The 26,450-nt window shown below is 41.9% G+C and carries 25 protein-coding genes and 1 pseudogene; 14 read left to right on the forward strand and 12 right to left on the reverse strand.

The features are described from left to right. Positions 1 to 563: 563 nt before the first annotated feature. Positions 564 to 764 (reverse strand): hypothetical protein, encoded by a 201-nt coding sequence (locus IM319_RS15785; protein WP_287078866.1) that lies wholly within the window; start codon positions 762 to 764, stop codon positions 564 to 566. Between the two features lie 284 nt (positions 765 to 1,048). Between IM319_RS15785 and IM319_RS15790 the strand changes: the two genes are divergently transcribed. Next, positions 1,049 to 1,309 carry a hypothetical protein gene (locus IM319_RS15790; protein WP_287736218.1) on the forward strand — a complete coding sequence of 87 codons (261 nt, stop codon included), beginning with the start codon at positions 1,049 to 1,051 and terminating at the stop codon, positions 1,307 to 1,309. A gap of 3 nt (positions 1,310 to 1,312) precedes the next feature. Next, positions 1,313 to 1,678, forward strand: coding sequence for a type II toxin-antitoxin system VapC family toxin (locus IM319_RS15795; protein WP_287736219.1), 366 nt, complete (start codon positions 1,313 to 1,315; stop codon positions 1,676 to 1,678). A gap of 310 nt (positions 1,679 to 1,988) precedes the next feature. On the opposite strand, the gene IM319_RS15800 is transcribed toward IM319_RS15795, so the two are convergent. After that, on the reverse strand, positions 1,989 to 4,409 hold the full coding sequence (locus IM319_RS15800) for a phosphoketolase family protein (protein ID WP_287736221.1): 2,421 nt from the start codon (positions 4,407 to 4,409) through the stop codon (positions 1,989 to 1,991). 538 nt (positions 4,410 to 4,947) lie between these two features. Here IM319_RS15800 and gap point away from each other — a divergent pair. From gap to IM319_RS15815, 3 genes are all read left to right on the forward strand, one after another. Then, positions 4,948 to 5,982 carry a type I glyceraldehyde-3-phosphate dehydrogenase gene (gap, locus tag IM319_RS15805; protein ID WP_286824976.1) on the forward strand — a complete coding sequence of 345 codons (1,035 nt, stop codon included), beginning with the start codon at positions 4,948 to 4,950 and terminating at the stop codon, positions 5,980 to 5,982. Positions 5,983 to 6,347: 365 nt separating this feature from the next. After that, positions 6,348 to 6,716: a hypothetical protein gene (locus IM319_RS15810; RefSeq protein WP_287672717.1), complete on the forward strand. Its 369-nt coding sequence runs from the start codon at positions 6,348 to 6,350 to the stop codon at positions 6,714 to 6,716. Next, a complete protein-coding gene (locus IM319_RS15815; protein WP_287736223.1) occupies positions 6,713 to 7,726 on the forward strand; it encodes a YgfZ/GcvT domain-containing protein in 1,014 nt (337 codons plus the stop codon). The genes IM319_RS15810 and IM319_RS15815 overlap by 4 nt, the downstream gene beginning before the upstream one ends. Positions 7,727 to 7,879: 153 nt before the next feature. Here the strand turns inward: IM319_RS15815 and IM319_RS15820 are convergent, their stop codons facing one another. The 6 genes from IM319_RS15820 to IM319_RS15845 all read right to left on the reverse strand — a co-directional run bounded on the left by IM319_RS15820 (position 7,880) and on the right by IM319_RS15845 (position 13,224). Then, positions 7,880 to 9,538: an NAD+ synthase gene (locus IM319_RS15820; RefSeq protein WP_287736224.1), complete on the reverse strand. Its 1,659-nt coding sequence runs from the start codon at positions 9,536 to 9,538 to the stop codon at positions 7,880 to 7,882. A 12-nt stretch (positions 9,539 to 9,550) separates the two neighbouring features. Beyond that, complete coding sequence (locus tag IM319_RS15825) at positions 9,551 to 10,279, reverse strand: NUDIX hydrolase (RefSeq protein ID WP_287736225.1); 729 nt, start codon at positions 10,277 to 10,279, stop codon at positions 9,551 to 9,553. After that, positions 10,276 to 10,842 carry a nicotinate-nucleotide adenylyltransferase gene (locus tag IM319_RS15830; protein ID WP_287657801.1) on the reverse strand — a complete coding sequence of 189 codons (567 nt, stop codon included), beginning with the start codon at positions 10,840 to 10,842 and terminating at the stop codon, positions 10,276 to 10,278. Before IM319_RS15830 ends, IM319_RS15825 begins: the two co-directional genes overlap by 4 nt. Positions 10,843 to 11,174: 332 nt before the next feature. Continuing rightward, positions 11,175 to 11,615 (reverse strand): hypothetical protein, encoded by a 441-nt coding sequence (locus tag IM319_RS15835; RefSeq protein WP_287736226.1) that lies wholly within the window; start codon positions 11,613 to 11,615, stop codon positions 11,175 to 11,177. A gap of 2 nt (positions 11,616 to 11,617) precedes the next feature. Continuing rightward, positions 11,618 to 11,854 carry a hypothetical protein gene (locus IM319_RS15840; protein ID WP_287736227.1) on the reverse strand — a complete coding sequence of 79 codons (237 nt, stop codon included), beginning with the start codon at positions 11,852 to 11,854 and terminating at the stop codon, positions 11,618 to 11,620. A gap of 287 nt (positions 11,855 to 12,141) precedes the next feature. Further along, the gene (locus tag IM319_RS15845; RefSeq protein ID WP_287736228.1) at positions 12,142 to 13,224 is read right to left on the reverse strand and encodes a hypothetical protein; all 1,083 of its coding nucleotides are present in this window, start codon (positions 13,222 to 13,224) and stop codon (positions 12,142 to 12,144) included. A gap of 597 nt (positions 13,225 to 13,821) precedes the next feature. Between IM319_RS15845 and IM319_RS15850 the strand changes: the two genes are divergently transcribed. The 4 genes from IM319_RS15850 to IM319_RS15865 all read left to right on the forward strand — a co-directional run bounded on the left by IM319_RS15850 (position 13,822) and on the right by IM319_RS15865 (position 17,859). Next, a complete protein-coding gene (locus IM319_RS15850) occupies positions 13,822 to 14,055 on the forward strand; it encodes a DUF1830 domain-containing protein (RefSeq protein ID WP_287736229.1) in 234 nt (77 codons plus the stop codon). A gap of 183 nt (positions 14,056 to 14,238) precedes the next feature. Continuing rightward, entirely contained in the window at positions 14,239 to 14,643 is a 405-nt protein-coding gene (locus tag IM319_RS15855; RefSeq protein ID WP_287736231.1) for a hypothetical protein, read from the forward strand. A gap of 41 nt (positions 14,644 to 14,684) precedes the next feature. Then, positions 14,685 to 16,994 carry a pentapeptide repeat-containing protein gene (locus IM319_RS15860; RefSeq protein ID WP_425185211.1) on the forward strand — a complete coding sequence of 770 codons (2,310 nt, stop codon included), beginning with the start codon at positions 14,685 to 14,687 and terminating at the stop codon, positions 16,992 to 16,994. 247 nt (positions 16,995 to 17,241) lie between these two features. Continuing rightward, positions 17,242 to 17,859: a Uma2 family endonuclease gene (locus tag IM319_RS15865; RefSeq protein ID WP_287736233.1), complete on the forward strand. Its 618-nt coding sequence runs from the start codon at positions 17,242 to 17,244 to the stop codon at positions 17,857 to 17,859. Positions 17,860 to 17,943: 84 nt separating this feature from the next. On the opposite strand, the gene IM319_RS15870 is transcribed toward IM319_RS15865, so the two are convergent. Then, a complete protein-coding gene (locus IM319_RS15870; RefSeq protein WP_158200201.1) occupies positions 17,944 to 18,198 on the reverse strand; it encodes a hypothetical protein in 255 nt (84 codons plus the stop codon). Then, positions 18,195 to 19,901, reverse strand: a complete 1,707-nt coding sequence (locus IM319_RS15875) for a potassium channel family protein (protein ID WP_287077868.1) — start codon at positions 19,899 to 19,901, stop codon at positions 18,195 to 18,197. Before IM319_RS15875 ends, IM319_RS15870 begins: the two co-directional genes overlap by 4 nt. A 150-nt stretch (positions 19,902 to 20,051) precedes the next feature. On the opposite strand from IM319_RS15875, the pseudogene IM319_RS15880 reads away from it, so the two are divergent. Next, positions 20,052 to 20,972 (forward strand): annotated as a pseudogene (locus IM319_RS15880) (DUF4351 domain-containing protein). 30 nt (positions 20,973 to 21,002) lie between these two features. Here the strand turns inward: IM319_RS15880 and IM319_RS15885 are convergent. Further along, a complete protein-coding gene (locus IM319_RS15885) occupies positions 21,003 to 21,188 on the reverse strand; it encodes a hypothetical protein (RefSeq protein WP_287736234.1) in 186 nt (61 codons plus the stop codon). A 62-nt stretch (positions 21,189 to 21,250) separates the two neighbouring features. Between IM319_RS15885 and glgX the strand changes: the two genes are divergently transcribed. From glgX to eno, 3 genes are all read left to right on the forward strand, one after another. Then, positions 21,251 to 23,329 (forward strand): glycogen debranching protein GlgX, encoded by a 2,079-nt coding sequence (gene glgX / locus IM319_RS15890; protein ID WP_287736235.1) that lies wholly within the window; start codon positions 21,251 to 21,253, stop codon positions 23,327 to 23,329. Positions 23,330 to 23,444: 115 nt separating this feature from the next. Continuing rightward, the gene (locus tag IM319_RS15895; protein WP_286825184.1) at positions 23,445 to 24,206 is read left to right on the forward strand and encodes a DUF3887 domain-containing protein; all 762 of its coding nucleotides are present in this window, start codon (positions 23,445 to 23,447) and stop codon (positions 24,204 to 24,206) included. 46 nt (positions 24,207 to 24,252) lie between these two features. Beyond that, positions 24,253 to 25,551, forward strand: a complete 1,299-nt coding sequence (eno, locus tag IM319_RS15900) for a phosphopyruvate hydratase (RefSeq protein WP_286825185.1) — start codon at positions 24,253 to 24,255, stop codon at positions 25,549 to 25,551. Between the two features lie 205 nt (positions 25,552 to 25,756). Here eno and IM319_RS15905 read toward each other — a convergent pair whose 3' ends face one another. After that, positions 25,757 to 26,122: a phage holin family protein gene (locus IM319_RS15905; protein WP_286825186.1), complete on the reverse strand. Its 366-nt coding sequence runs from the start codon at positions 26,120 to 26,122 to the stop codon at positions 25,757 to 25,759. Positions 26,123 to 26,230: 108 nt separating this feature from the next. Here IM319_RS15905 and IM319_RS15910 point away from each other — a divergent pair, with 108 nt between their 5' ends. Continuing rightward, positions 26,231 to 26,329, forward strand: a complete 99-nt coding sequence (locus IM319_RS15910; protein ID WP_287736237.1) for a YqaE/Pmp3 family membrane protein — start codon at positions 26,231 to 26,233, stop codon at positions 26,327 to 26,329. Positions 26,330 to 26,450: the final 121 nt, after the last annotated feature.

Raw genomic sequence — 26,450 nt, forward strand, 5'->3', positions numbered from 1 at the left:
AACATTTTTATGTTTTTTTTGAGCGATTTTTTCTTTGATTAGTCAATCTAGATATAGATAACTTTTACTTATCATTAGTCGTTGTCTGAGTACATAAATACTAGGAAAATCCCTAATTTTTTAGCCCCTATCATTTAGCGATCGCTATTGGACAAAAACTTTTCCATCTACTGACTATTGAAAAGACTGTTTTAAAATGGCGATCACCTGTAGATTGAGTGCGATCCAAGATGATCAATTATTAATTTATTTGGTTGGTGTTGGGTTGCACTTTGTTTAACTACATTTTGGCAATAAAGAGGCGATCGCTTTTATTTTAATAATCTTTCATATTCTTCATGACTTCCTATCCACACCCAAATACAATCTTCACCATCTTTAAAAGCTAAAGCTCTATAATTAATACCAAATCTTGCCGATCAAAATTCTCCAACTTTTTTAAAAGACAAAGAAGGATGATTTAAGTCACTCTTTAAAATCTCAAAATTCTTTCTTGCTAAAATTTGAATTGATTTAGGTAAATTATTAAAACAATTCCAAAAGCGTTGATTAGTTCGATGCACTTACAACTCGCGTAATTGATTTTTACTTTTTTCAAATAGTGCTTCTTCAATTAGAAAATCAAGTTTTCCAGCTATGGAATCTTCCTCAATTTGTTTTTCCCATTGTTGATCGTCTAAATTATTGATCCAATTTCTTAAATACAAAAATTCATCAGAAGTAAGGCTTTCAATTTCCGCTTGAATTAATTGTAACTTTGTCATCTTAGTATCTTTCCACAACAATAGTTCAAATTTGAGTTTTATATTATCATTTTTTCTGTAAAAATGGGGATTTGTGATCGCATTTGGCAGAATATTGGCAGTGCGATCGCTTTTCTGATCGGCTGCATTAACAAAGTATAATGCGCCTTATTTATTGTCTATTGATAAAATGATCCAAAGATGTTAATTTAAAAGATTGAGGTCAGGGGAGTTTGTTGGGTTGATTTTGTGTTAAAATCGGGTTAGGGCTAGTCTGAATCATTTATCCTGTACCATTGAAAACTATGCTAAAAACCTTTAAAGCAATTTTGAAAAATAATACCCTTCAATGGCTTGATGAAACCCCTGAAATCAACTCCGAACATCCTGTTAATGTTTATATTACCTTATTAGAAGAAAATATCATTGGTGAAAATCGATCTAACGGCAAGGAAATGGCCAATGCTTTGAAAAAAATTGCTAATAATACTACTTTTACTGATGTTGATACCCAACAGTGGCAACAACAAAATAGGTGCGATCGCTCTCTTCCTGATCGGGATTAAATCATGTTATTGGATAGCAATATTATTATCCATGCCGCTCAATTAGAAAATGAGTTTCTCCGGGAGTTTATTGCAGAAAATTCTCCTTATGTCTCTGCTTTATCCTATCTGGAAGTTTTAGGCTACCATCGGTTAACTCATCAGGATCAAGTCTATTTTGAAGAATTTTTTAATGCTTCTCAAATCTTACCCATCTCTCAACCTGTAATTAACCAAGCAGTAACTTTAAAACAAATCAGAAAGATGTTTCTAGGAGATGCCATTATTGCGGGAACAGCTTTCGTTTATAATTTAACAATTGTAACTCGCAATATTGATGATTTTAATTGGCTTAGTAAATTAAATCTAATTAACCCTTTTCAACGGTAAAAACCTCAGGGCAAGCGCATCTTAACAATCCTTGACAAAATGAACTTTGTGTGAGTTGCTTACCCAGAGGGCGATTCAGGCATATTTGAGGAGAATTTGCCATCTCAATTGTTAAGATTTCGTAACTATTCTGATTGACTGGTATCACCTGAAATGCCCATGCGGATCACAAAATTGGCCAATTGTCAATAGCTTTTGAGATGCTCTCACCCTGTAGAAAATCAAGAATATTTTCTTTAGGTGGAATAGGAAGATGAAATTTATCAATAAACCAATAAATTATCATCACCTAAACCACTTTCTAGCCTAATTAATAGGGCCATTTCCAGTTAGTAATCTCGTCCTTATCGATGCCATTGGTAAAAGCATAATCGAGATTATCGATAATAGCATTTTTCATCCGTTCTTTCACATGACCGGCAGCAGAACCTAATTTCGGCACGCGATCAATGACATCAATTACTAGATGAAAACGATCAACTTGGTTACGAATCGCTAATTCTAGGGGAGTATTAATATTCCCTTCTTCTTTGTAACCGCGCACATGAATACGTTCTTGATTGCTGCGACGGTAGGTAAGTTTATGAATCAGCCAAGGATAACCGTGGAAATTAAAGATAATTGGCTTATCAGTGGTAAATAAACTATCAAAATCCCGTTCCGATAAACCATGGGGGTGTTCACTTTCCGACTGTAATTTAAACAGATCAACCACGTTGATAAAGCGAACTTTTAAGTAAGGGAATTCCTCCCGTAGAATTGCCGTTGCCGCTAAAGATTCTTTAGTGATAATATCCCCACAGCAAGCCATAATCACATCCGGTTCATCGGGATTAGTTCCATCATCATCGTTACTGGCCCAATCCCAAATACCGATACCTTTGGTGCAGTGTTTAATTGCTTCTTCAATGGTCAAGTATTGCAGGTGTTTCTGTTTATCAGCAACGATAATATTAGTGTAATCCTTGCTCTTGAGACAGTGGTTAGCCACACTTAATAAACAGTTACCATCGGGGGGAAGATAAACCCGCACCACGTCGGCACTTTTATTGGTTACTAAATCGATAAAACCGGGGTCTTGGTGACTAAAACCGTTGTGATCCTGCCGCCAAACCACCGAGGATAATAAGAGATTCCAAGAGGAAACAGAAGCGCGCCAAGGCACATGATTTTTGCAGATATCGAGCCATTTAGCGTGTTGGTTGAACATGGAATCGATAACGTGAGCAAAAGCTTCGTAGGAGTGAAATAAACCGTGACGACCGGATAATAAATAACCCTCTAACCAACCGACTAAAGTATGTTCACTCAGCATCTCCATCACCCGACCATCGGGAGATAATTGGCTACCATCTAAATCCTCCGGATAGGTATCAGCTAACCAAGTTTTTTTAGTCACTTCATAGAGAGCCGCTAAACGATTAGAAGCAGTTTCATCGGGACCAAAAACGCGAAAATTAGTCATATTATTTCGCATTACATCCCGCAAAAATACCCCCATCACTCCCGTGTTTTCCGCTTCCACTTGGCCCGGGTGGGTGACAGCCACGGCATATTGACGAAAATCGGGCATTTTTAGGTCTTTACGCACCAATCCGCCGTTAGCGTGCGGGTTAGCACTCATGCGACGATGACCCCTAGGAGCGAGTTCTTTAAATTCTGGCTTAAATTTACCCGTGGTATAGTCAAATAATTCCTCCGGGTTATAGCTTTTCATCCACTCCTCTAATTTTCTCAAGTGTTCGGGGTTTTCCTGCATGGCACCCATGGGGACTTGGTGAGCGCGCCAGAATCCTTCTACTTTATGACCATCAACGTTTTTCGGCCCTGTCCAACCCTTGGGAGACCGGAGGATAATCATCGGCCAGGGGTAACGTTTAGCAATACCCGTGCTGCGAGATTCCTGTTGATAGGAGCGAATCTGATTGATACAGTGTTCTAGGGTAGCGGCCATTTTTTGATGGCAGTGCATGAGGTCTTCATCTTCCTTACATTCGACAATGTAGGGAGTGTAACCGTAACCGACAAAGAGACTTTCTAACTCGTGCGTCGAAATACGGGAGAGAATGGTGGGATTAGCGATTTTATAACCGTTTAAGTTTAAAATTGGCAGTACCGCACCATCGCGAATCGGGTTAAGGAATTTATTCGAGTGCCATGCGGTGGCTAAAGGACCAGTTTCTGCTTCCCCATCACCAACGACCACGGCCGTAATTAGGTCGGGATTGTCAAAAACAGAACCGTAGGCATGGGAAACACTATAACCTAGTTCGCCGCCCTCATGGATAGAACCGGGGGTTTCGGGGGTGACGTGACTACCGATGTGACCGGGAAAAGAAAATTGTTTAAAGAATTTTTGTAATCCTTCCTCATCTTGACTTTTATCGGGGTAAATTTCCGAATAGGTTCCTTCTAGATAAACCGGACCGAGTACCCCCGGCGCCCCGTGGCCAGGACCGGCCATAAAAATCATATCGAGGTCGTATTTTTTGATTAAACGGTTGAGGTGAACGTAGGTAAAACTTAAGGCCGGACTCGCTCCCCAGTGACCAAGTAAACGATACTTAACGTGTTCGGGTTTAAGATGTTCTTTGAGCAGGGGATTATCGCGCAGATAAATCATACCTACAGCTAAATAGTTACAAGCGCGCCAATAGGCATGGGTTTTATAGAGTTCGTCTTGAGAAAGGGGATTTTGTTCTGTTAAGGGTCTTTCTGGTGCGAATACCATGAATATTTCTCCGATATCAATGAACGATGAGATTAAGAGAGTTGATAGACAATTTCTCCAGATTATCGAGAGGGTTAACCCTCGGTCAGTTTTCAAACTGTAATCAAGAGTCTAACCTTTTGGGGCGCAAAAAACTATTAAAATAAACTATATTTTACTGATCTGACTTGGCTAATTTATGTCCGTCGGGCGGGGTTTTTAAATGGATTTTAAAGGAAAATTAATGTCTTCTTAACTTAGAGAACAATAAATTCTCGGAAAACTTTTAATGATTTTTTAATGTCAGCTTTTCCCAGAATACCATAAAGTCACGCCTTAGTTTGTCGGGAAGAGCCTAATTAGGCTTTCTCGATGCCGGTGGTGGGGACTACTAGGAGAGCTTTTGAAGCACTGAAACTTAAAATCTTTCTATACTTCATCTAGCGATCGATAAAAGCTGATTAGTATGTATAGTGATTCTCTACAGGCCAATCAATTCTCAAATTTTTTTTTTCTTGATCGTGCCTAAGCTTATCGCAGCTGCAAAGGAGTTTTTTTCATGACAAAAGTAAGAGTCGCTATCAACGGATTTGGTCGTATCGGTCGCCTCGTTTTTAGGGCGGGTATCCAAAATCCTGATTTCGAGTTTGTTGGTATTAATGATCTCGTCCCCTCCGATAATATTGCCTATCTGCTCAAATACGACTCCACCCACGGACGTTTTCAAGGTACGGTAGAAGCAAAAGAAGATGGCATCGTCGTCGATGGCAAGTTTATCCCCTGTTACTCCATCAAAGACCCCGCTCAACTGCCCTGGGGTGCAACCGGGGCCGATTATGTGGTTGAGTCCACCGGTTTATTTACCACCGCGGAAGGGGCAGCAAAACACCTAGAAGCAGGGGCCAAACGGGTGGTTATCTCCGCACCCACCAAAGATCCCGACAAAGTTCGTACTATCGTACTAGGCGTTAACGACAATGAGTACGATCCCGCTAAGGATCTGATCGTCTCTAACGCTAGTTGTACCACCAATTGTTTAGCCCCGATCACCAAAGTTATTAACGATAACTTCGGACTAGCGGAAGGATTAATGACCACGGTACACTCGATGACCGCCACTCAACCCACCGTTGATGGTCCATCGAAAAAAGATTGGCGCGGTGGTCGCGGCGCGGGTCAAAATATTATCCCCTCCTCCACGGGAGCAGCCAAAGCAGTAACCCTAGTTATTCCTTCCCTAAAAGGCAAATTAACCGGTATGGCCTTCCGTGTGCCAACTCCCAACGTTTCCGCGGTGGATTTAACCTTTAAAACCGAAAAAGCCACCAGTTACGAGGAAATCTGCGCCGCGATGAAAGCCGCCAGCGAAGGACCAATGAAAGGTATCCTCGGTTATACCGATGAGGAAGTGGTGTCGAGTGACTTTATCACCGACCCCCGTTCCAGTATCTTTGATGCTAAAGCTGGTATTCAACTTAATGCCAATTTCTTTAAGGTCGTCTCTTGGTACGATAACGAGTGGGGTTATTCCTGCCGGATGTTAGACCTGATGAAAATGATGGCAGCCAAGGAAGCAACCCTAGTAACAGCCTAAATCAGTTATCAGTTATCAGTAACCAGTAAACAGTGAAAAGACAGCACTGTTAATGCCGTTATTAGGGTGCATCCCACATTTGCAGGAACACCGATAATCAGCAATTATCAGTGACTTTTAAATTATTACAGATATATCAGCAGCTGTCTGTAAGCATCCCACCGAAAAACTAATGCGCTCCGGGGTTTGGGGGGTAGAACCCCCCAAAAGCTTGGATTGAGCGATAAAACCGAAAGTAACGCCCGATTTTAGTAGAGAGTTTCCCTTGAAAAATCCCAACTTCGTAGATTTACAAAAATGAGATGCACCCCGTTATTTAATACCCAAATCTGATCACTGATAACTGATCACTGATAACTGATAAGATGAATCCAAAATTTAAAGATATTACTGCTTGGGAACAGGCACAATTGTTAATGCAACCGGCATTTATTCGGGTGCTGGATAATCTGCGTAAACAGTTAGAAAATTCCCTCTGGAAAGGAACCTATACAGAAATTCAAGATCCCTATCCCAGTTATCTGCTCTGTTTGACTTATCTCGATCGCTCCGTTACTGTAAATATTTGGGAACTTTGTTTTCAAGTCTGTTTTCTCGATTATCCCACCGATGAAGGAGAGAGCGTCGTCATCGATACCAGTCTCCTCGACCCCACCGGTGAACTAGATTGGCAGAGTTTGGAAACGAAAACCGAGCGTATTATTAACCGATTATTCGCTAATTTACCCCAATGAAAGCAGCGTTAGAAACGATCAAGGCAGAGTATGCCGCTAATTTTCTGAAAAATTACAGTAATGATCCCCAAAATTTAGCATCCCAAACAATTTTAATCGATCGCTCCGATTGGGGTTTATTAGAATTAAAAGGCCAAGACCGACTGCGTTTTCTCCACAATCAAACCAGTAACGCTATCGAGCGCCTGAAACCGGGTCAGGGTTGTGAGACAATTTTCCTTAACTCTACCGGTCGTACCCTCGATTTTGTCACAGTTTACGCCAGCGATGATTCCCTCCTCATCCTCGTTTCTCCCCAACGTCGTCAATTTTTACTGGAATTGATCGATCGCTATATTTTCCCCTTCGATAAGGTGGAAATTAGCGACTTAACCGATAATTTTGGCATTTTCACCCTAATTGGTACTGAAAGCGGGCAATACCTGCAAAAAATAGGCATTCCAGAGCAGATTTTAACGGGGGTGCAGCATAGTCATTATCTCCTTTCTGACCCCCCCCTGAGACTGGCCGTCGGCACCGGCTTAGACCTACCCGGATATACTTTAATCGTTGCCGCCGCCGAAGCAGGTCCCCTCTGGGAAAATTTAATTAAAAATGGCGTTACTCCCGCAGATGCACAGGTGTGGGAATACCTGAGAATCCATCAGGGCCGACCGGCAGTCGATCAAGAATTAACCGAAGATTATAACCCTTTAGAGGCCGGTTTATGGCGAGCGATCGTTTTTGATAAGGGTTGTTATATTGGTCAAGAAACTATCGCCCGTCTCAACACCTATAAAGGCGTAAAACAAAGACTTTGGGGCATAAAACTCAGCCAACCCGTCCCCAGCAATACCCCGATTATTTTAGAAGCGCAAAAAGTCGGTTTACTCACCAGTGTGCTGGAGGATTTTGGCTTGGGTTATGTGAAAACAAAAGCGGGAGGAGAGGGTTTAAAAGTACAAATCGGCGAGGCAACAGGAGAATTAATCCCTTTACCCTTCCTCTCTCACGAATACCCCTTTCAGTAATCAGTAAACAGTAAACAGTAATCAGTAAACAGTAAACAGTGACCAGTAATCAGTAAACAGTGAAAAGACAGTAGGAAATTTCTATTTAACACTGCTCACTTGAAAACTCAAATCTGATAACTGATAACTGATAACTGATAACTGAAAAAGTCCCTAACCCCAGCGACTAGCAATGGGCATTCGCCAACCAGTGCCAAAAGCGCGATCGCTAATTTTTAGGCCCGGGGGGGCTTGTTTGCGCTTAAATTCGGCATTTTTAACTAATTTAATCACTTTCTGCACAATTTCAGGCTCAAAACCGGCGGCGATAATTTGTTGGGCGGATTGATGGCGATCGATTAATAGTGCTAAAATAGCATCTAAAATCTCGTAGGGAGGTAAAGAATCTTGATCCTTCTGATTGGGTTTTAATTCAGCACTAGGAGCTTTATTAATCACATTGAGGGGAATAATTTCCCCGTGCCGATTTAACCAGCGACAGAGGGAATAAACCCGGGTTTTCGGCACATCAGCAATCACTGCTAAACCACCATTCATATCACCGTAGAGGGTGCAATATCCCACCGCCATTTCTGATTTATTGCCAGTGGATAATAGTAAATGCCCGAATTTATTAGAGAGAGCCATTAATAAATTACCGCGAATGCGTGACTGAAGATTTTCTTCAGCAATACCGAAATCAGTCCCAGCAAAAAGCCGCTCTAAAAGTTGATCATAAGCGGTCATAATTTCTTTAATTGCTAACTTCTCACTTTTGATACCTAAATTATTAACTAAAGCTACGGCATCGCTAATGGAATGGTCGGAACTATAGGGAGAAGGCATCATCACAGCGAGAACATTTTCTTTACCTAATGCGTCGGTGGCAATAGCGGCAACTAAACTGGAATCAATGCCACCACTCAAGCCAAAAATTACCCGTTTAAAACCGCATTTCTGCACATAATCTCGCACTCCTAAGACTAAAGCTCGATAAATTTCCTCATCTTCATCGATGGGTAAAGGATGAATAACTGCGGGTAACAAATCTTGATTAAACTCGATTAATTCTAGGCTAGAAGTAAATGCCTTGGCGCGATAAATCACTTCTCCTTGTCTGTTAAAAGCAACGCTATCACCATCAAAAATTAAATCATCATTACCTCCCACTTGATTGACATAAACTATAGGTAAATTATATCTAGTGGCACTATGGGATAATAAAGATTCTCGCAATTTTTGCTTACCGACACTGTAGGGAGAAGCGGAAAGATTAACGATTAAATCCACTCCCAAATTAGCTAAATCGGCGATGGGATTAACCGCGTATTGACGCTGACCCCAAAATTGTTCATCATTCCAAACATCTTCACAGATAGTCACACCGATTTTAAGATTATTTTCTGTTAGTTGAAAATATTGACTTTCTTTCCCGGAAGCAAAGTAACGATCCTCATCAAAAACATCATAGGTAGGCAATAAACGTTTAGTAAAAATTTGTTTAATCTCTTGACTTTTTAACAAAGCTATGCTATTAAATAACGGCTTTTCTCCCCGGACTGTTGCGGAGGTATTTTTTTCGACAAAACCGACTAATACAGCTAATTTTTCTGGTAATTCTTGGGACAATAATTGCAATTGTCGAGACATTTTCTCAACAAAACCCAGATTTAATAATAAGTCTCTGGGAGGATAACCACAGAGGGATAATTCCGGGGTTAAAAGTAATTCCGCTCCCCGATTAAATGCCGTTTGAGCGGCCTCTAAAATCCTTTCGGCATTTCCTTCGATATCTCCAACAATGGGATTTAATTGAGCGATAGCAATTCTCATATTTTTTCCTATTTAAACAAAAACTAACGGTTGCTCTTTAAAGGGAGCAAAAGCTTCTTCATCAAAGCGATATAAACTAGCAGGACGACCAGCACCACGAGAGACTTTTAAACCCATATCTTTGAGAAATCCTAATTTCAAGAGCCGATTTCTGAAGTTGGAATAATCACTAAAATTTTTACCTAAAATTGTCTCATAAAATTGATAAAGATCATTTAAAGTAAATAATTCTGGTAAAACCTCAAAAGCGACGGGACTATATTCTACTTTATTGCGTAATCTTTGCCAGCCATAAGCTAAAATTTGACCGTGATTAAAGGCTAAATTTGGCACTTTATCAATCATATACCAAGTGATATTATAATCCCGTTCAGTGATTAATTTCGCTTCTTCAAACCGCACTAAAGCGAAGTAACTCACCGATAGATAACGTTTCCCAAAACTCTCGGCCGCTGCCGGGAAATCTCCCTCTGGACTGCCAAAAGTATATAACTGTTCTAGATAGAGATTATTGACGCTAATTTTCTCGGCTAAAATTCGATAGGCTGCCGTTTCCAGTGATTCCCCATTTCTCACTAAAGTACCGGGTAAACTCCAGTAATTACTAAAGGGTTCTTCCCGTCTTTTAATCAGAAGCACTAGCAGCCGATTTAATTGGGTATCAACGGAAAAGATCACGTTATCAACTCCGACTTTAAAATCAGCTAGAGATTTATTAGCTAGGGTATTTGGCAGCTTCATGCGTAAAGTTTTTGACCTTCAATATAATCTTTAATCGGTGCGGGAACAGCCTGTTTATCGCCTTTTTCTCGATAATCTGTTGAGGATACAGCTGGAGCAAATACATCGGCAATCAGACAATCACCCCCTAATGTTTGCAGTTGTTCAATATCATCTTGATTAATAGGATAGCCGGGACGAGGAATCACGAGAATTTTGACTTTTTCTAGTAATTCTTGGCTGCGATACCAGTGCCTAATTTGTCCGGCTAAATCGGAACCAATGACTAGGGTATATTCCTCCTGTTCTCCCCAAATTGCTTGCGCTTTTTCCACACTAATTAAGCTCCGTCGATCGCTTAATTCTCGTCGCAGTTGTATATTATCTCTTGGGGGTTGAATATCCCCGATGAGCAAATTTAACATCCTCAGACGATGTTCGAGACTGGTTTGATGATTTTTAAAGGGATTATCGGCAGCCCAAACCGCAACGATATCGTACTGTTCCGATAACCATTTTAGTATGGCTTGATGACCGGCAGTAGGAGGATCGGCACTGGTTCCAAAAAGGGCAATTTTAAGCATAGGATTCAATTACTTGCTCCCTGAGGGATTAGTTTAAGTCTGCTCAAGCTTGGCAAAGATTAACTTCTCCCCATTATAGTTGATTTTACCAAAATAGGGCAAGAGGATCAGTAATCTCCTGCAAAAGTAAGTTATCGAGTCGCTATCGGGTCAAAATATCTAAAACCCCGGATAAATTTGACATAATCTTAGGTTTTATGAATAGGATAGTTATCTCTTATCTTTTGTCTGCTACTGAAGATTTTTGATTTTTGCAGGAGGTATTATTTTTTATAAAATTGGTGAACTAATTCTCAAACGTACTAACCCACAAACAGAAGGAGGCAAACCCATTACGCCGCGCTATGACTCCCGTAGCACTTAGCGGCCCAAACCACTGGCTCGATTTCTCCCTTTTGGAGTTTTTCTAGCGGGGTTGCTCCCTCTAAACGAATATCACCCGTGAGCAGAAAGAGCATTTGTGTCCAAGCACCGTCTTCTTTTAAGACGGCTAACACTTGGTCTAAACCAGACAAAACTTTGCCATCAATAAATTGCCAAGCGGGATAAACTAATTCCTCGTTGACAGATAAACCTAAAACCTGATGATTGAGCCTCATAGTTTCTAATTCCAAAGAACTACAGGCTAAAAAACTACAAACCTCAGCGCTGGTTAAGGTTCCTCCTTGCTTGGATAGGAACCGCTTCTTCGCGTCTTCGCCTCGTTTAATGGCAGCTGCCAACGGAGAGGCCAAAGCTAAAGGAGATTGTGTTTTTTGCATAGATTCTAACATTTTTAAGCAACCCTACCACCGTCAACAAGGCCTGTATAAAACAAATACAAGTCTCCCTTCAAATGTTTAGTTTCTTGTATAAGCTTACGTTTATTGTCTGAATACCCAATAACCTTACCTTTCTCTGGCCAGCCATATTTGTCGCGACCAGTGATCTCTACGACCACCCATTGATCGGGGTAATCGGATGAGACATCGGCGATCCTCAAATCTTCTGTTTTGTGGCTAAGTGCTTTCATGGCTGAATCGTCCTCTCCAAATGTTTAAATTTCCTGTTGAACTGCTAAACCTGAAAACAAGCCTAGACAAAGGTTTCAATAGCCTAGATTTGGACTCGATGAGCCGTCTGAAACTTGCTCAGTATCACAGACTCCAGTTTTCAACAACCAACAACTTTTATTATAATCCCGCTCTCCATTTCTGGCCAACAATTGTTGCAACGGAGGATAAATGACGCTTACCGATAATGTCAACCAAAAAAATTGGGGAGATAAGCCATTTTTAACTATCTCCCTCAAGCCTCAATTTAGTGGGTTGGCATTTTGCTTAAAGATTCAAAGGTTCTGTTGATGGCCTCTATTAATCCCCAGGAGTGGGAATAATAAACACCCGCTTCTACTTCTGCTTGGCGATCGCTGTGGGCATTTACCCAATCGCTTGCCGGTCGTCGGTGGTGGTAATCATGTACTGGACTATCGCCCGTCAGGATCAGCAGTCGCACGGGTAAGTGGTAGAAAAACAGCCGGAGCCACCAACGGGTTTCTTCCCAAAATTTTACCCAAAAGGGGTCAAAATCATTGAAAACAGCCGGCTCTTCGCAACAAAAAATAGCAGAGGTCATTTCGCCAGTTTTGTTAGCAAATCGGTGTTCTACACACTGACGTAGTACGCTGGTACTCTCGAAAAACACGCTCAGAGTCGGAACAAACACTAATAAAAACACAGCCCAAGTATGCGTAATGGTCACTAAACTTACAATCGAGAGCCAAAAACCGAGAGCCAACGAGTTGTGTTTTACGTCCGTTGAGCAAAACGTTCCTTTTAGGCGATCGCCAAATTGACGGCAGTGGAAAGTCGGAGAAAAAATCAGCTTAGTTAAGTGTTGCCATGCTTGTTGCGGACTCATCTCTGGACGGAAACCCGCTTTGTAAAAAAACTCAAAGGTTTCATCACCGGGGCGCATTAATCCTTTGGAATGGTGAGTTTCGCAATGCTTTTTCTTGTAAGTATTAAAAGGCATGGAGAGAGTAAGAATTGAAATGAATTCCCCTAACACTTCATTCCAAGAAGGATTGGCAAAAACAGCATTATGAGAGCAAGCGTGCATAATGGTTAGCCGTTGCATCCGTAGAGATGAGAGCAAACAGACTTGGCTAATGGGAATTGCCCACAGGTGGGCGTTATCTACAAAGGCACAATTGCCGATGAGAAGACCAAAGGCAAAAAGTAAAAAGGTTGAACAGATTTCTTCCACTGCTGTTTTTCGGCGTGTCGCTTGTCCTGTGCGAGGTTTAGCGACTAACCAAGTAACCCAAGATTCGGGCAGAAACCCAGTCTTTTCGTGAATTTGTTCACGAGTATCCGAAGATGAACAATTTTGTAGTAACATAAAAATCACAAAAACTTAATTTGATGGGTGGTAGCAATACCACCCTTTTATATTATTTTCAATGGTCTCAATAAAGAACTCAACCAATTATTATTGTTTTTTGTAGAAAAATATATTCTTTTTTGGCAATAATTATTGGTTTAAAGATGCAACAATTATTGGTTTGAGCTTGCAATAATTATTGGCTTTTAATTCTATAGTTTTGGAAACCAAATGCCTACCAGATTGTGGCTTTAGTAATCTAGGCTCATCAGTTTTTTCTTGGCAACAGTTCCGTGATTAGCCACGCTGAGGTTGTGTAGGGTATGGCAACCATTGGGGGGGCAGTCAATTGAACGACAAGAGTGGAAGATATTAGGAGAACTTTAACTTTTTTGCTGGGTGACATAGTGGCCTCCTAATTATTTTAAGGTTGTCACTCATCTTACCAGTAAATTTTTGGCTTTCAACCTACAAAAGTTGCATAATATTTGAGCTTTAAAGATGCAACAATTGTTGGTTTAATTTTGCAATAATTGTTGGTTTTCAATTCGATAATTTTGAATTATCCTACATACATAACGTTCATCCCATATTGCAGAAATGGAGGGGAATGGTATGTCGAATGCAACTGTTAATCAAGCAATTATCAACTGTGTATATGTAAACCGCACAGAAAAAACAGCTATTCTCAAAATTGACTTTATGGGACAATGGCTAGAGCGAGTCGTTGAGGTGGGCCAAGATTTTTGTTTTAAAGCTCCTGAAGGGGGACACTTAGATATTTTTACCTATGAGATGGCTACGATGATGCTGGAAGATAGAATTCCGTGTCGGGAATTGGCGATATAAGGGAGGATTTGGGCAATAATTGTTGGTTGATTTCTCTTTTGGTTTTATGGGACTATCGCAGAAGCAATATAACTTTCCGGTTATTATTGCAATCCACTTTGAAAAAGTATCGGTGACTACAAATACAGCCATGTTGATTACCTTAAGATCGATGACAACCTCAACCGAAGGAGAGATACTTCTATGTCAACTCCACCCTCACTATGCGAAGCCCAAAAGCAGGCAAGAAACTGTGGTTTGGATATACCCAAGCTAGAAGCTTTATTGAAAGAAATCGAACCCTTATCTGATAAATATAAGGAGATATTTTATCGGGCGGCTACAGGACTTTATTCCGCCGATGACTTGGCTGAAATGTTCAATCATAGCCAAAAAAATCTAAACGCGGATTTCAACAAAAATCTAGGATCCCATCTTAAGGATTACCTTGAGTTAGATGAGCGGGTGGGAATTACTTCTTTAAGAAGAGTTCTCTTTAAAAAGGGCTATTGTGTTGACATTAATGACGATGAATTAGTGAGAGTTTTGCCCACACGCTACGCTGAAAATTCTGAATCAGAGCAGTCTTTTACTGTCAGACAAAATTAGTGCGGATGAGAAAACCACCAATCAAGGAGATTGATTTAAAAATGGAAAACACAGAGTTATTGTGCGAGATACCAACATCGGTCAGTCCCCGTGCTGACATTATTAATGGTTTGTTAGCTCAACTAGAAAAGGAACAGGATAGCGATATCCGTGCTGAAATCATAAGGAAATTAGGAGAATATCCTGAGCCTCAAGTGATTAAAAAACCTTTAAAAAATGGTTTTTCGGTACTTGTTATGCTATCACAAATACTGGACTTGATGCGTAAGGGTTTCAGGATAATCAAACAGTCCCCAGCATACTACCTGCCGAAGAACCTAAAAAATGAACAGGACAGCGATCACCGTGCTGAAATCATAAGAAAATTAGGAGAGTATCCTGAGCCTCAAGTGATTAAAAAACTTTGGGATTTGAGAAATAATCTGGAAAACGAATCTGATGATTTTGTGCAATACGAAATCAAGCTTAGTCTGCATAAGGTAACTACTCATCCTAGTATAAATATTGATTTTTTTCTGGATAACTTAGAGGTATTCCAATCAAAAGATAACAATTCTCAAGCTCCAAAAGTATTAATTGATGCTGATCTAATTGAAGAGTTTTTATTACGAAATCAGACGACTCTTAACAGTGAAGCTACTAGGGTTATGGGACTTGTTTTAGAGGGAAAAATTAATCCTTACATCGGCGAAATAGGATTAATCAAAATTTGGCATAATATCAAAAATCTGAAATCTCAAGAATATGCCAATCGTTCGATCATTGAACTTCTGAGTAAGATTAACGTCGGCCAAGTTAACTTGAAAGACATTGACCTAGAAAAATATCCCAACGTTAACTTAAAAACGGCAATTCAAGTTGAGATTGCCAGAAAGTATAGCCTAGCAGGTATTATCACCATCAGAGATCGAGAATTCATTGCCAGTGGATATCCTTTTGTGGGTTCCCCTTCCCTATTCTTACAGTTTTTAGGGGAAGATACCTCGCCGGCATCTATCGAAAGAACTCTCAAAAATCTCGGTAAAGCTGCCATGGAACATGAGAAAGTAAAACTCAATCAGCTTTTAGAAAACGAGCCTCAACAAAACTTATTCTTTGAAGATAATCTTTTGCTTTTTCAAGGCTGGAAAATTGAGAACTTTGAAATTCTTTGTGCTAATAACAATTTAACTTCTGCGACAGTTATCTTATGTAATACAAAAACCCAAGAGCGTTACACTGAATCGGCCTTTAAAAAAGGTTCAGTAGATGCACTTTGTACTGCTTTTGATGAGGCTCTAGCTCATTTAGTTGAAATTAAACATCACCTTAAATCTATCTATGTGGCTAACTTGACACCGGGTAAACAAGGAGCCACAACTGTCAAGGCGGTGGTTGAGTATGATGGTAAAGAAGTTATTACCATCTACACCCATGAAAATATTCTCAAGGCTTATTTTTTCGCCTACGTCAAAGCGATGATTGCCGCTTATGCACCCGATGAATATCACCCCGATATTCATAGCACAAAAGAATTGACATATTTGCACAAAATTGGCGAACGAGATTTTCGGGGACTGAATTTCAGCCAAGTCAATTTAATGGATGGTGAGGCCAATCTTTCCGATGCAAAATTGATGGGATGTAACTTCAGTAAGGCTAATCTTTCGGGGGTTAATTTAACTAATGCTGATTTAACAGGAGCCGATTTAAGTCATGCCAATTTGAGCAAAGCTACTCTAACGGGAGCTAATTTGACCGATGTTAAATTAGATGAAAATAATCTAACCCTCCTTGATGGCACAATTTTGACCAACACAATTATGCCTGAAATTACAATGGAAATTATTGGCGAATCCCGTTTAGAAAAGGTTGCTCAACTACTCAAACACATTGATCCTCAAAGTGAATCTCGAATCTTGGCTATTCACTCCATGACAGATTGCATCTGGTGGGATAATCCTCTTGGTCAAAAATTCTGGGAAGTTAACGAAGAACTAATCAAAAGGGAGATTTCTATTCAACGAGTCTTTATTCTTCCTGAAGTTCCGACTCACAAGCATTTACAAGTGATTCAGGAACAACTTAACTCTGGCATAGAAGTTGCTTGTATTTGTCAGGAAAAAGCCAAAGATGTTCAAGGCTATCGTTGGGATAATACCAACCTATTGATTAGCGAAAACTTATCTGTGCCAAGAAATTCTTTTACAGCGAGAAGAATTATGAATGGTCAAACAGAATCAGGTTATATTTCCTATCAAACAAGAGTTGTAGAGACAGATAAAAGTCTCTTTAACGCTCTATGGGAAAAATCTGAAAAACTCTCTACTGAAGCTAATATTCAGGAACAATTAGCAAACCTGAATACCTGACAGGGTAAGCGCATCTTAACAATACTTGACAAAATGAACTTTATCTCGGTTGTCAACCGCGTTTGAGATGCGCTCACTCTACCGACGCGGTATGGCACAAAAAAGCAAAAGGACGGCTATGGATAATAACTAGATGATTGCTATGCTGAGACCCTTTTGTCAGTCCTAATTGAGATGCTCTTACCCCACCACAATCCCTAAAAAATAACCATAAAATTAATTAATAGAATATCGGAGAAAGACAAACATGATTATCGCTCAAGAAAAACCGACTATTGCGACAGTCACCAAAAACCCTGTCACTTTGGAAGCATATCGGGCGATCGCTGAAACTGCTCAGGAACGTTATGAATATTGCCATGGAGAAATGATTCTTATGTCTGGAGGAACCGCGACCCACAGCGCAATCGCGATCAACATCTCGGTTTATTTGGGATTTTTATTGAGAGATAGGGATTTTCGTCTGTATAACAGCGATCTGCGGGTGTGGATTCCTGAATATCATTGTGGAACCTATACCGATCTCATGGTCGTTAACCATGAACCAGAATTGAACGGCGATCGCAAAGACGAAATTCTTAATCCTTTATTTATTGTAGAGGTGCTTTCCCCCGCCACGGAAGCCTATGATCGAGGTGATAAATTTAGAAAATATCGTTCCCTGCCAAGTTTTTGTGAATATCTGCTCGTTAGTCAAACTGAACCCTACGTTGAGCAATATTTCAGACTCGAACAAAGCGATCGCTGGCAATTACAAACCTACGATCAACTTAGTCAAATAATCCCTCTGGAGAGTTTAAACGTTGAACTTCCCTTGCTAGAAATTTATCGTCGCGTTAGTTTTGCCGCAGCCTCATCCGATTAATACCCTTTCTATTCTGTTTGCATAAAAAGCGATCGCCCCACAGTTTAAGCTCAAAAAACCGCCATCGACAAAGAAGCGCTACATTTATTGAGGATGGTTAGGCAGAGAATGATATTGAAAAATGCCAAATATACTGCCGACACTGCCAATACTGAGAATACTGCCGACACTGCCAATACTGAGAATACTGCCAACACTACCAATACTGAGCATACTGCCGATACTAACCAGACTTAAAATGCTGCTGGCACTAGCGAGACTTAAAATACTGCCAGCACTGCCTAAACTCAAGATACAGCGATAACTAGCTTTGCTCAGATAATTAAGACCAGAAATCATTTTAAATCGGGGAAAGATTGGGGAATAGTTAGGGAAGTATTTTGCCAAACCTGTTGTAAACGCATAGCCGGCATAGTTAGATAAAGAATATCACCTTGGTCGAGAGTGATTTCCAGTAATTGCCAACCGTGGATAGTTTGACCTTGTTTTTCTAAGTAAAGTGGCACAAAATCGGCATTCATCGCCGCTTCCTTGACAATTTGCCCCATAAAAGGATGATTCGGTGTGATTAATGTAGCCAAAGCAACCCAGAGGAGATCATCGGTCATGCCATTACCGAGAATTCTACCGCCCAAAGCGGCCGCAGCAAAGGAATAGGTAGCCAGATCCCGGGGACATAATACCGTATCAAAATCAAAAACTTCTTGAATCGATCGCCCGAATTGTTCCTGAGAGCAGCGTAAAACTAGATTAATTTTAGGAGCGATCGCTTTAGCAGTGAGGGCAATCTCCACATTAATCATATCCTCGTAAGTAACCACGATCAAAGATTCGGCGTTGTTAATATTAGCCGTTTCTAGGGTAGCCACTAGACGCGCATCCTCGATGATAACGGGGATTCCCCAGGAGCGCACGGAATGCAAAAATCGATTATTGGGGTCCGATTCGATCACCACCACTTCACAGCCTTGCTCGTGCAATTGTCGCACGATCCGGGTGCCGATACCTCCTAAACCACAGATAATGTGATGATTGCGGACGGGAATGCGGGTAGCATCCCAAAACTGTTTAAAGCGACTACCGAGGATAAAATCGTTAAGGAGAGCATAACAGATACCGATAACCCCTGCACCGACAATCATCATGACCACGGTAAAAATTTTGATACTATCGGGGGTAGATTCGGCCACTTTTTCGTTACCTCCGGCGCCGGTAATCATCCCGACGGAGAAATAGAGGGAATCGACGAGGGAAATTTTTTGATTAACGCTGAGATAGGTAACGGTAGCAAGGGAAATCATCCCCAAGAGGGAAAGGGTGACAAGAATTACCGGTTGGACATAGTGCTGATAGGGACGCAGATTGAGCAGATTTCTCAGCCACTTTTGCAGTTTAAAACGCTGTTTTGCCCTAATTGTCGGTTTATTGCCGATAATAAGATGATCGCCAGTTCCGAGTTTTTTGCCTAAAAGAACTGCTGAAACCAGATCAATTTCGTCGTGAGCGGGGAGATAATAGATTAACATCCGGGCCGGATCGTCCCAAAGTTCGTAGAGGGGTAATCCCCACCAAGGATGATTTTCCTCGATAATTATCTCTTGAATTGGCCAAAGGCGATCGAATAGCTGTAATTGACCGATAGCTTTATTACCAAGGGCAGCAAAGGAAAAGATCGGAGCCGCTAGGGAAGCAACGCTCATGCTAACGTGAGCAGGTAGGGTTTGATCGAGTCTTTCTCCTAAAGTTTCGTTAAATAGTCGGTTAACTATCCGAATTTTCGGGTTAATTATCCTTGCGCGGGTGAGAATTTCCAGATTGAGTGCGTCGTTATCAATGGCCAAAACTAGGGTTTCTGCATCTGGAAGGCCAGCTTGCAGGAGAGTTTTAGGAGAGCAGGGATCGCCGATGATAATATCAGACTGGTATTCGCAGACCATTTGGCGATCGCTAATCGCTACTACTGCCGCGGATTGTTGTTTGAGTAAACAAAAGATTTTATAACCCGTGCGACCTAATCCACAGACGATGATTTGCGGTTTCATTCGTCGAGCGCATTTTTTGCTGATTAACCTTTCAGTTCTAGCGCAAAAACTAGGAAAAATCTGTAACTAAAGCTGCAATGCTGCCAGTTTTCCCAATCAGGCTTTTAAAATGATAAAATAACCCTCATCATCGATTGAATTACTTCAGCCTTGACTCGCTTTCTTTGGGATAAATTTAGTAAAGATTACCTCGAAACCTTTCTCTCTTCTTCCGGTGACGTGAAAACTAGCCTTGATGTGACGGCAGAAACTCAAGAAATCGATGTGTATTTTCGACCGACTTCCCCAGAAATACCACCCGAATTAGGTTTATTAGGCCGATTAGCTCAAACCCCTTGTCTATTGGAACCCTATCGCAATCCAGTCACGATTGAGGGCATTATTGCCTGTTTATCTAAACTGTTTACTGTGCGGGAACAATTACAAAGAGAAGCTCACCGTCATCAACAACCCTTATTAGCAGAAAATATTCCCAGACTATGGATACTAACTCCTACTGCTAGTCAAAGAATTATAACTGCTTTTTCCGCTCTCAATAATCCAGATTGGGGAGAAGGAATTTATTTTTTAGCCCCAGTATTAACCACAGCCCTTATTGTCCTGCATCAATTACCCGAAACCCCTGAAACACTCTGGTTAAGATTATTAGGTAGATGAGGAACCAGAACCAGAGCGATTGATGAATTAGAGGCCTTGTCTCCTAGTCATCCCTTTAAATCAGCTTCCTTAAAATTATTATACAATTTGAGTAGGAACTTGCAAGCCTTACCCAAAAGAACCCAGGAGGAGAGGAAATTTATTATGCGTTTAGCTCCTTTATACGAACAAGATAGAGAAGCAGCGATTCAACAAGGAGAAGCCATTGGACTTCAAAAGGGCAGAATCGAAGGGATTCAACAAGGAGAAGCCAAGGTAGTGCTACGCTTACTTAACCGACGTTTTGGTGAACTGCCCCCGCATATCACTGAAACTATCCAAAAACTCTCAGTAGAAAAATTAGAAGACTTAGGAGAAGCATTGCTAGACTTTGAGAGTCAAGCTGACTTAATCAATTGGCTTAATCAAACCTAAAATATTCGGTAAAGGTCATTTAAAACTCCTCTAATTGTTTTCTTTATCTATCGGGAAATTGAGAGCTTTATCGAATAGGGCAAGGTCTTGGAAATTAATCACGCCATCTCCATGAAAATCTGGCGTTGCTGATTTGAGTTCTGAACATTCTTTGGTGGGATTTTTAAAACCTGGACCCAAACTAACTTTTGGATAGGACACACATTTGGCATTCATAGCTTGATTCAGCAACGCCGAATAACCTTATACTACTCCTAATCACTTCTTATCTCTTGACAATGACCTTAAAAACCGATCACGGTAAAAGCCATCCTGTCGGTGCGACTGTCTTGGCCGATGGTGTCAACTTCTCACTATTTTCTAAGTATGCCACGGCGATCGAATTATTATTATTTGATGATGCTAATTCTCCCGTACCTAGCGGGACTATTCTCCTCACCCCGCAAACAAACCGCACCTTTTTCTATTGGCATATTTTCGTTCACGGTATTGGAGCCGGTCAAGTGTATGCTTATCGAGTCCATGGTCCGGATAATCCGGCCCATGGTCATCGCTTCGATCCTGATAAAGTAGTTCTTGATCCCTATGCGAAAGCGATTGTCGGTGCGGAAATTTATGATCGGCAATCTGCCAGCGAAAAAGGCGATAATTGTCATCGAGCTTTGCGGGGTCTGGTAGTGGATCCGGGCTGCTATGATTGGGAAGATGACGCACCGCTACGCACTCCCTACTCTGACAGTTTTATCTACGAAATGCACGTCGGTGGCTTTACTCGTAACCCGAATTCCGGCGTTAGCGAGGAAAAAAGAGGTACTTTTGCGGGATTAATCGAAAAAATACCCTATTTGAAAAACCTAGGCATTACTGCCGTGGAATTGTTACCGATTCATTACTTTGATCCCGCTTCGGCCATGCCGGGGTTAACTAACTATTGGGGTTATAGCACGATCGGCTTTTTTGCGCCCCATGCCGGTTACAGTAGCGATCGCTCACCCCTGGGTCCTTTGAATGAATTTCGGGATCTGGTGAAAGCTTTACACAAAGCGGGGATCGAAGTGATTCTCGATGTAGTTTTCAATCATACCGCCGAGGGAGACGAAATCGGGCCAACTCTTTCCTTGAAAGGTATCGATAATCGCACCTACTACATCCTCGACGGGGAAGATAAAAGCCTCTATAGCAACTATACCGGCTGTGGTAACACCCTCAAGGGCAGTCATCCCATTGTTGGCAAAATGATTCTCGATTGTTTGCGCTATTGGGTGTCAGAAATGCACGTGGATGGTTTTCGCTTTGACCTGGCGGCCGTATTATCGCGCAATGTGGACGGGGAACCGATTCTGCAAAAAGGTTATAACATGATCTGGGCGATCGAATCGGATCCTGTCTTAGCTGGGACAAAATTAATCGCCGAAGCTTGGGATGCGGCAGGATTGTATAGTGTCGGTCAATTTGTCGAATTTGCCGATTGGTTTTCCGAGTGGAATGGTCCTTTTCGCGATGATGTGCGCGCTTTTGTCCGGGGAGATACCGGCATAGTCAGCAAATTAGCGGCGCGGATTTTAGGAAGCCCCGACATATACCACAGACCTGATACCGATGTCAATAGAAGTATAAATTTTGTTACCTGTCACGATGGCTTTACCCTTAACGATCTAGTTTCCTACGACGAGAAACACAACGAGGCTAACGGCGAGGAGAATCGGGACGGTGGCAACGATAATTTTAGCTGGAATTGTGGGGTAGAAGGGGAAACCAATAACGAGAGGATTAAAACCCTGCGACTGCAACAAATAAAAAATCTCTTAACGATCCTGTTTATTTCCCAAGGAACACCTATGCTGTTGATGGGGGACGAAGTGCGACGCACCCAAAAGGGCAACAATAACGCCTATTGTCAGGATAACCAGTTAAGTTGGTTCGATTGGAGTGCGGTAGAGCAAGAGTTCGATCTTTGGTGTTTCGTAAGGAGACTGCTCGATTTTAATAAAAAATTAGCTCTTTTCCGTCAGGAAAAATTGCTAGAAGTCACCTATACCAGTCTTGAACCCCATCTCAGTTGGCATGGCGTACAGTTGAGTAAACCCGATTGGTCGGAAGATTCCCACAGTTTAGCTTTTTCCCTGCGTCATCCCAAGGCGAATGAGTATTTACACATTATGCTCAACGCTTACTGGGAATCTCTCAACTTCCAGTTACCCCCCTTGGGACAAGGGGAAAAATGGCATCGTGTCATCGATACTGCTTGGCAATTGTCCGAGGCAGCCTGTGATTTGGATGCCGCAGCCGCTATTGAATCGGAAACCTATCGGGTGCAAGCGCGTTCGGCGGTAGTTTTAATCGTTAAACCAGTATAACAAGAGGAGAGATATTGCCCGATCGACCGATGTTGAATGCTTTAACTAATGAACAATGGCATCAATTCAATCGTCAAGTGGAAAAACGTTATTTATTTGCGGAGCAATAGCTGAAATGATGCGGCTTTCATTAGCGAAACGGGTATCGATTCTCTCTTTGTGTTTAATTGGCTTTTCCCTGCCTTGGACCGCGTTCAGCGTTTCACCAGTACAGGCAAACCTAGAACCGACTGCGATCGCTATTGGTGATCCCGTCCGGGAAGAAAAGCAAGCTCGGCAGTTAGTAGAATGGTTGGGAACTAAACAATACGACAAGGTGATTGCAGCTTTGTCACCCCAACTAAAACCCCTCTGGACTGCCGAAAAACTGCAAAAGGTCTGGGAAAGCCAAGTCACTGACAATACTGGACCGTTTAAGCGCATTGTCGAAAGCAAGCTACTCGATGCTATCAATGCCAATCTGGTGATTGTCACCGTTGAATTTGAGAAACTCACTGAAGATGTGGTAATTACCTTTAACCGGTCTGGTCAGGTAATTGCCGCCGATTTTCCCGAATTTCGTAGTATTTCTGAGATTGGCGATGCTTTTGTCACGTCCTTGGTCAACAAAGACTACGGCCTGGCCAGAGGTTATCTACACCCTTTCCTGAAAGCTGAGGTTTTCCCCACCAGAGTACAAGGCGCTTGGGAGAATTTACTTAAGCGTACCGGCCCCGTGCGTCGGATCGTGGGAACTCAGGTCAGAAAAGGTTCGGATACGGACGGTGTGGATCTGGTGTTGGTGACGATTCAATTTGAAAAACTGACGGATACTTTAATCCTCGTTTTTGATGATCAAAAGCAGATTGTCAACGTGGATTTCCCTTTAGGCAATTAGTAATCAGCCGAAATAACCCCGTAAATTGAGTTGGAGACGACAAGTTATGTTAGATAAAATCGAAGTTCCCATCGAAGCGATCGCAGCTAGGGAGATTCTAGATTCCCGCGGCCGTCCCACTATCGAAGCGGAAGTGCTGTTAGAATCGGGGGCGATGGGTTTGGCCCAAGTTCCCAGTGGTGCTTCTACGGGCAGTTTTGAAGCCCACGAATTGCGCGATGATGATCCCCAGCGTTACGGTGGTAAGGGTGTCCTGAAAGCGGTTCGCAATGTCTACGAAAAAATTGTCCCGGTTTTGGAGGGGATGAATGCTTTCGACCAAGCTAGTATCGATTTAGCTATGATCGAGCGCGATGGCACGGCCAATAAACGAGAATTAGGAGCTAATGCTATCCTGGCCGTCTCTCTCGCTACGGCCAAAGCGGCGGCGGCGGATCTGGGATTGCCTCTCTATCGTTATCTCGCCGGTCCGATGGCCAATGTGCTACCCGTCCCGATGATGAACGTGATCAATGGTGGTTCTCACGCTGATAATAACGTCGATTTTCAGGAGTTTATGATCTTCCCCATCGGGGCCGATTCTTTTAAGGAAGGTTTGCGTTGGGGGGCGGAAGTATTCGCCGCTTTGGGTAAGGCCTTGCACGAACGCAAATTACTGACCGGTGTGGGCGATGAGGGCGGTTATGCTCCGAATTTGGCTTCAAATCAGGAAGCTTTGGATATTTTGATCGAATCGATCGAACGTGCCGGTTATAAACCAGGGTCAGAAGTGGCTTTGGCTATGGATGTGGCCGCCAATGAATTCTATCGGGATGGTCAATACATCTACGATGGTTCCGCCCATTCTCCCGCCGAAATGGTGGATTTTTTGGCGAGTTTAGTCGATCGCTATCCGATTGTTTCTATTGAAGACGGTTTACACGAGGAAGATTGGGATAACTGGAAATTATTGACCGATAAACTGGGGGCGCGGATTCAGTTGGTGGGCGATGATTTGATGGTGACTAATCCCATCCGTCTGCAAAAAGCGATCGATCTGGGTATTGCTAACTCGATCCTGATTAAACTCAATCAGATCGGTTCTTTGACGGAAACCCTACAAACGATCGCCCTGGCTACCCGTCACGGTTATCGTTCTGTCATCAGTCATCGTTCCGGAGAAACGGAAGACACCACGATCGCAGATCTGGCGGTGGCTACTAATGCCGGACAGATTAAAACTGGTTCTCTCAGTCGCAGTGAACGGGTGGCTAAGTATAATCGCTTATTACGCATCGAAGAAGAATTGGGCGATCGGGCGGTGTACGCGCCGAAAGTCGGTTTGGGCCCAAAATTCTTGGCCTAAAATTTGAAAAAAGTCTTGCAGTGATCGAAAAAGGGTGTTATACTAAAAATACTGATAACTGATAACTGGTCACTGACTATTGTGGTACTTCGCTGAAACCCTTTTCGGCGAAGTATTTATTTTTGGCCTTTTTTTGCCCAAAGGTATGATTTTTGGATCAAAGGTGTTACACTGAGGGTACTGATAACTGATAACTGGTCACTGACTATTGTGGTACTTCGCTGGAACCTTTTTCGGCGAAGTATTTATTTAAGAGGGTGTTGACCAGAGAGAGGACGATTGGCGCACCGATAAAAGCCACTAAACCCTTAACTGCGAATCCCGGGACGAGGATCGAGGCTAACCAGAAACAAAAGCCATTGAGAACAAGGATAAAGCCACCGAGGGTGAGAATAGTAATCGGTAGGGAAAGCAGCCCTAGAATCGGTTTAACGAGTCCGTTGACTAAACCAATAACTGCCCCCGCAACCATGGCCACAATAAAGCTATCGACTTTAACACCGGGGAAGATAATATCAACCACTAATAAACTCAGGGCAGTGGCAAGAATATTTAAAAGAATGCCGATCATAAATTTCTCCTTAATTTTTCTGCAATCACCCCCATTTTATGGCAACTTTAAGGAGAGCAAGCTTAATATAGAATTAAGATTCACTAAAGTCTTTTTGAGGTACAAGTAATGTTTCTTCGCCTAGTTTGTGCGCTTTTTTTGCCGCCCTTAGCCGTATTTTTGACTACGGGACTGAGTTTAGCCTTTGTTATCGAAAATTTGGGTTAAAACCCCGTCGTTTTACGACGGCTTTAAGCTACAATGGAAAAAGCGATAACCAAGCTAAAAACTGAACCTTGACAACAGATAGTAAGGGGTTTCGTTCAGAAAAGACTTCAAATTCGGCCTT

The sequence above is a fragment of the Microcystis sp. M113S1 genome, assembly GCF_020246945.1.
Lineage (GTDB): Bacteria > Cyanobacteriota > Cyanobacteriia > Cyanobacteriales > Microcystaceae > Microcystis.

Coding starts and splice junctions, on each gene's coding strand:
- IM319_RS15895 (WP_286825184.1), top strand. CDS start 23,445: ATGATGCGGCTTTCATTAGCGAAACGGGTATCGATTCTCTCTTTGTGT.
- IM319_RS15810 (WP_287672717.1), top strand. CDS start 6,348: ATGAATCCAAAATTTAAAGATATTACTGCTTGGGAACAGGCACAATTG.
- IM319_RS15870 (WP_158200201.1), bottom strand. CDS start 18,198: ATGATTTCTGGTCTTAATTATCTGAGCAAAGCTAGTTATCGCTGTATC.
- IM319_RS15825 (WP_287736225.1), bottom strand. CDS start 10,279: ATGAAGCTGCCAAATACCCTAGCTAATAAATCTCTAGCTGATTTTAAA.
- IM319_RS15865 (WP_287736233.1), top strand. CDS start 17,242: ATGATTATCGCTCAAGAAAAACCGACTATTGCGACAGTCACCAAAAAC.
- gap (WP_286824976.1), top strand. CDS start 4,948: ATGACAAAAGTAAGAGTCGCTATCAACGGATTTGGTCGTATCGGTCGC.
- IM319_RS15790 (WP_287736218.1), top strand. CDS start 1,049: ATGCTAAAAACCTTTAAAGCAATTTTGAAAAATAATACCCTTCAATGG.
- IM319_RS15850 (WP_287736229.1), top strand. CDS start 13,822: ATGTCGAATGCAACTGTTAATCAAGCAATTATCAACTGTGTATATGTA.
- IM319_RS15795 (WP_287736219.1), top strand. CDS start 1,313: ATGTTATTGGATAGCAATATTATTATCCATGCCGCTCAATTAGAAAAT.
- IM319_RS15905 (WP_286825186.1), bottom strand. CDS start 26,122: ATGATCGGCATTCTTTTAAATATTCTTGCCACTGCCCTGAGTTTATTA.
- IM319_RS15855 (WP_287736231.1), top strand. CDS start 14,239: ATGTCAACTCCACCCTCACTATGCGAAGCCCAAAAGCAGGCAAGAAAC.
- IM319_RS15885 (WP_287736234.1), bottom strand. CDS start 21,188: ATGAATGCCAAATGTGTGTCCTATCCAAAAGTTAGTTTGGGTCCAGGT.
- IM319_RS15845 (WP_287736228.1), bottom strand. CDS start 13,224: ATGTTACTACAAAATTGTTCATCTTCGGATACTCGTGAACAAATTCAC.
- IM319_RS15815 (WP_287736223.1), top strand. CDS start 6,713: ATGAAAGCAGCGTTAGAAACGATCAAGGCAGAGTATGCCGCTAATTTT.
- IM319_RS15820 (WP_287736224.1), bottom strand. CDS start 9,538: ATGAGAATTGCTATCGCTCAATTAAATCCCATTGTTGGAGATATCGAA.
- glgX (WP_287736235.1), top strand. CDS start 21,251: ATGACCTTAAAAACCGATCACGGTAAAAGCCATCCTGTCGGTGCGACT.
- eno (WP_286825185.1), top strand. CDS start 24,253: ATGTTAGATAAAATCGAAGTTCCCATCGAAGCGATCGCAGCTAGGGAG.
- IM319_RS15860 (WP_425185211.1), top strand. CDS start 14,685: ATGGAAAACACAGAGTTATTGTGCGAGATACCAACATCGGTCAGTCCC.
- IM319_RS15875 (WP_287077868.1), bottom strand. CDS start 19,901: ATGAAACCGCAAATCATCGTCTGTGGATTAGGTCGCACGGGTTATAAA.
- IM319_RS15840 (WP_287736227.1), bottom strand. CDS start 11,854: ATGAAAGCACTTAGCCACAAAACAGAAGATTTGAGGATCGCCGATGTC.
- IM319_RS15785 (WP_287078866.1), bottom strand. CDS start 764: ATGACAAAGTTACAATTAATTCAAGCGGAAATTGAAAGCCTTACTTCT.
- IM319_RS15835 (WP_287736226.1), bottom strand. CDS start 11,615: ATGTTAGAATCTATGCAAAAAACACAATCTCCTTTAGCTTTGGCCTCT.
- IM319_RS15910 (WP_287736237.1), top strand. CDS start 26,231: ATGTTTCTTCGCCTAGTTTGTGCGCTTTTTTTGCCGCCCTTAGCCGTA.
- IM319_RS15830 (WP_287657801.1), bottom strand. CDS start 10,842: ATGCTTAAAATTGCCCTTTTTGGAACCAGTGCCGATCCTCCTACTGCC.
- IM319_RS15800 (WP_287736221.1), bottom strand. CDS start 4,409: ATGGTATTCGCACCAGAAAGACCCTTAACAGAACAAAATCCCCTTTCT.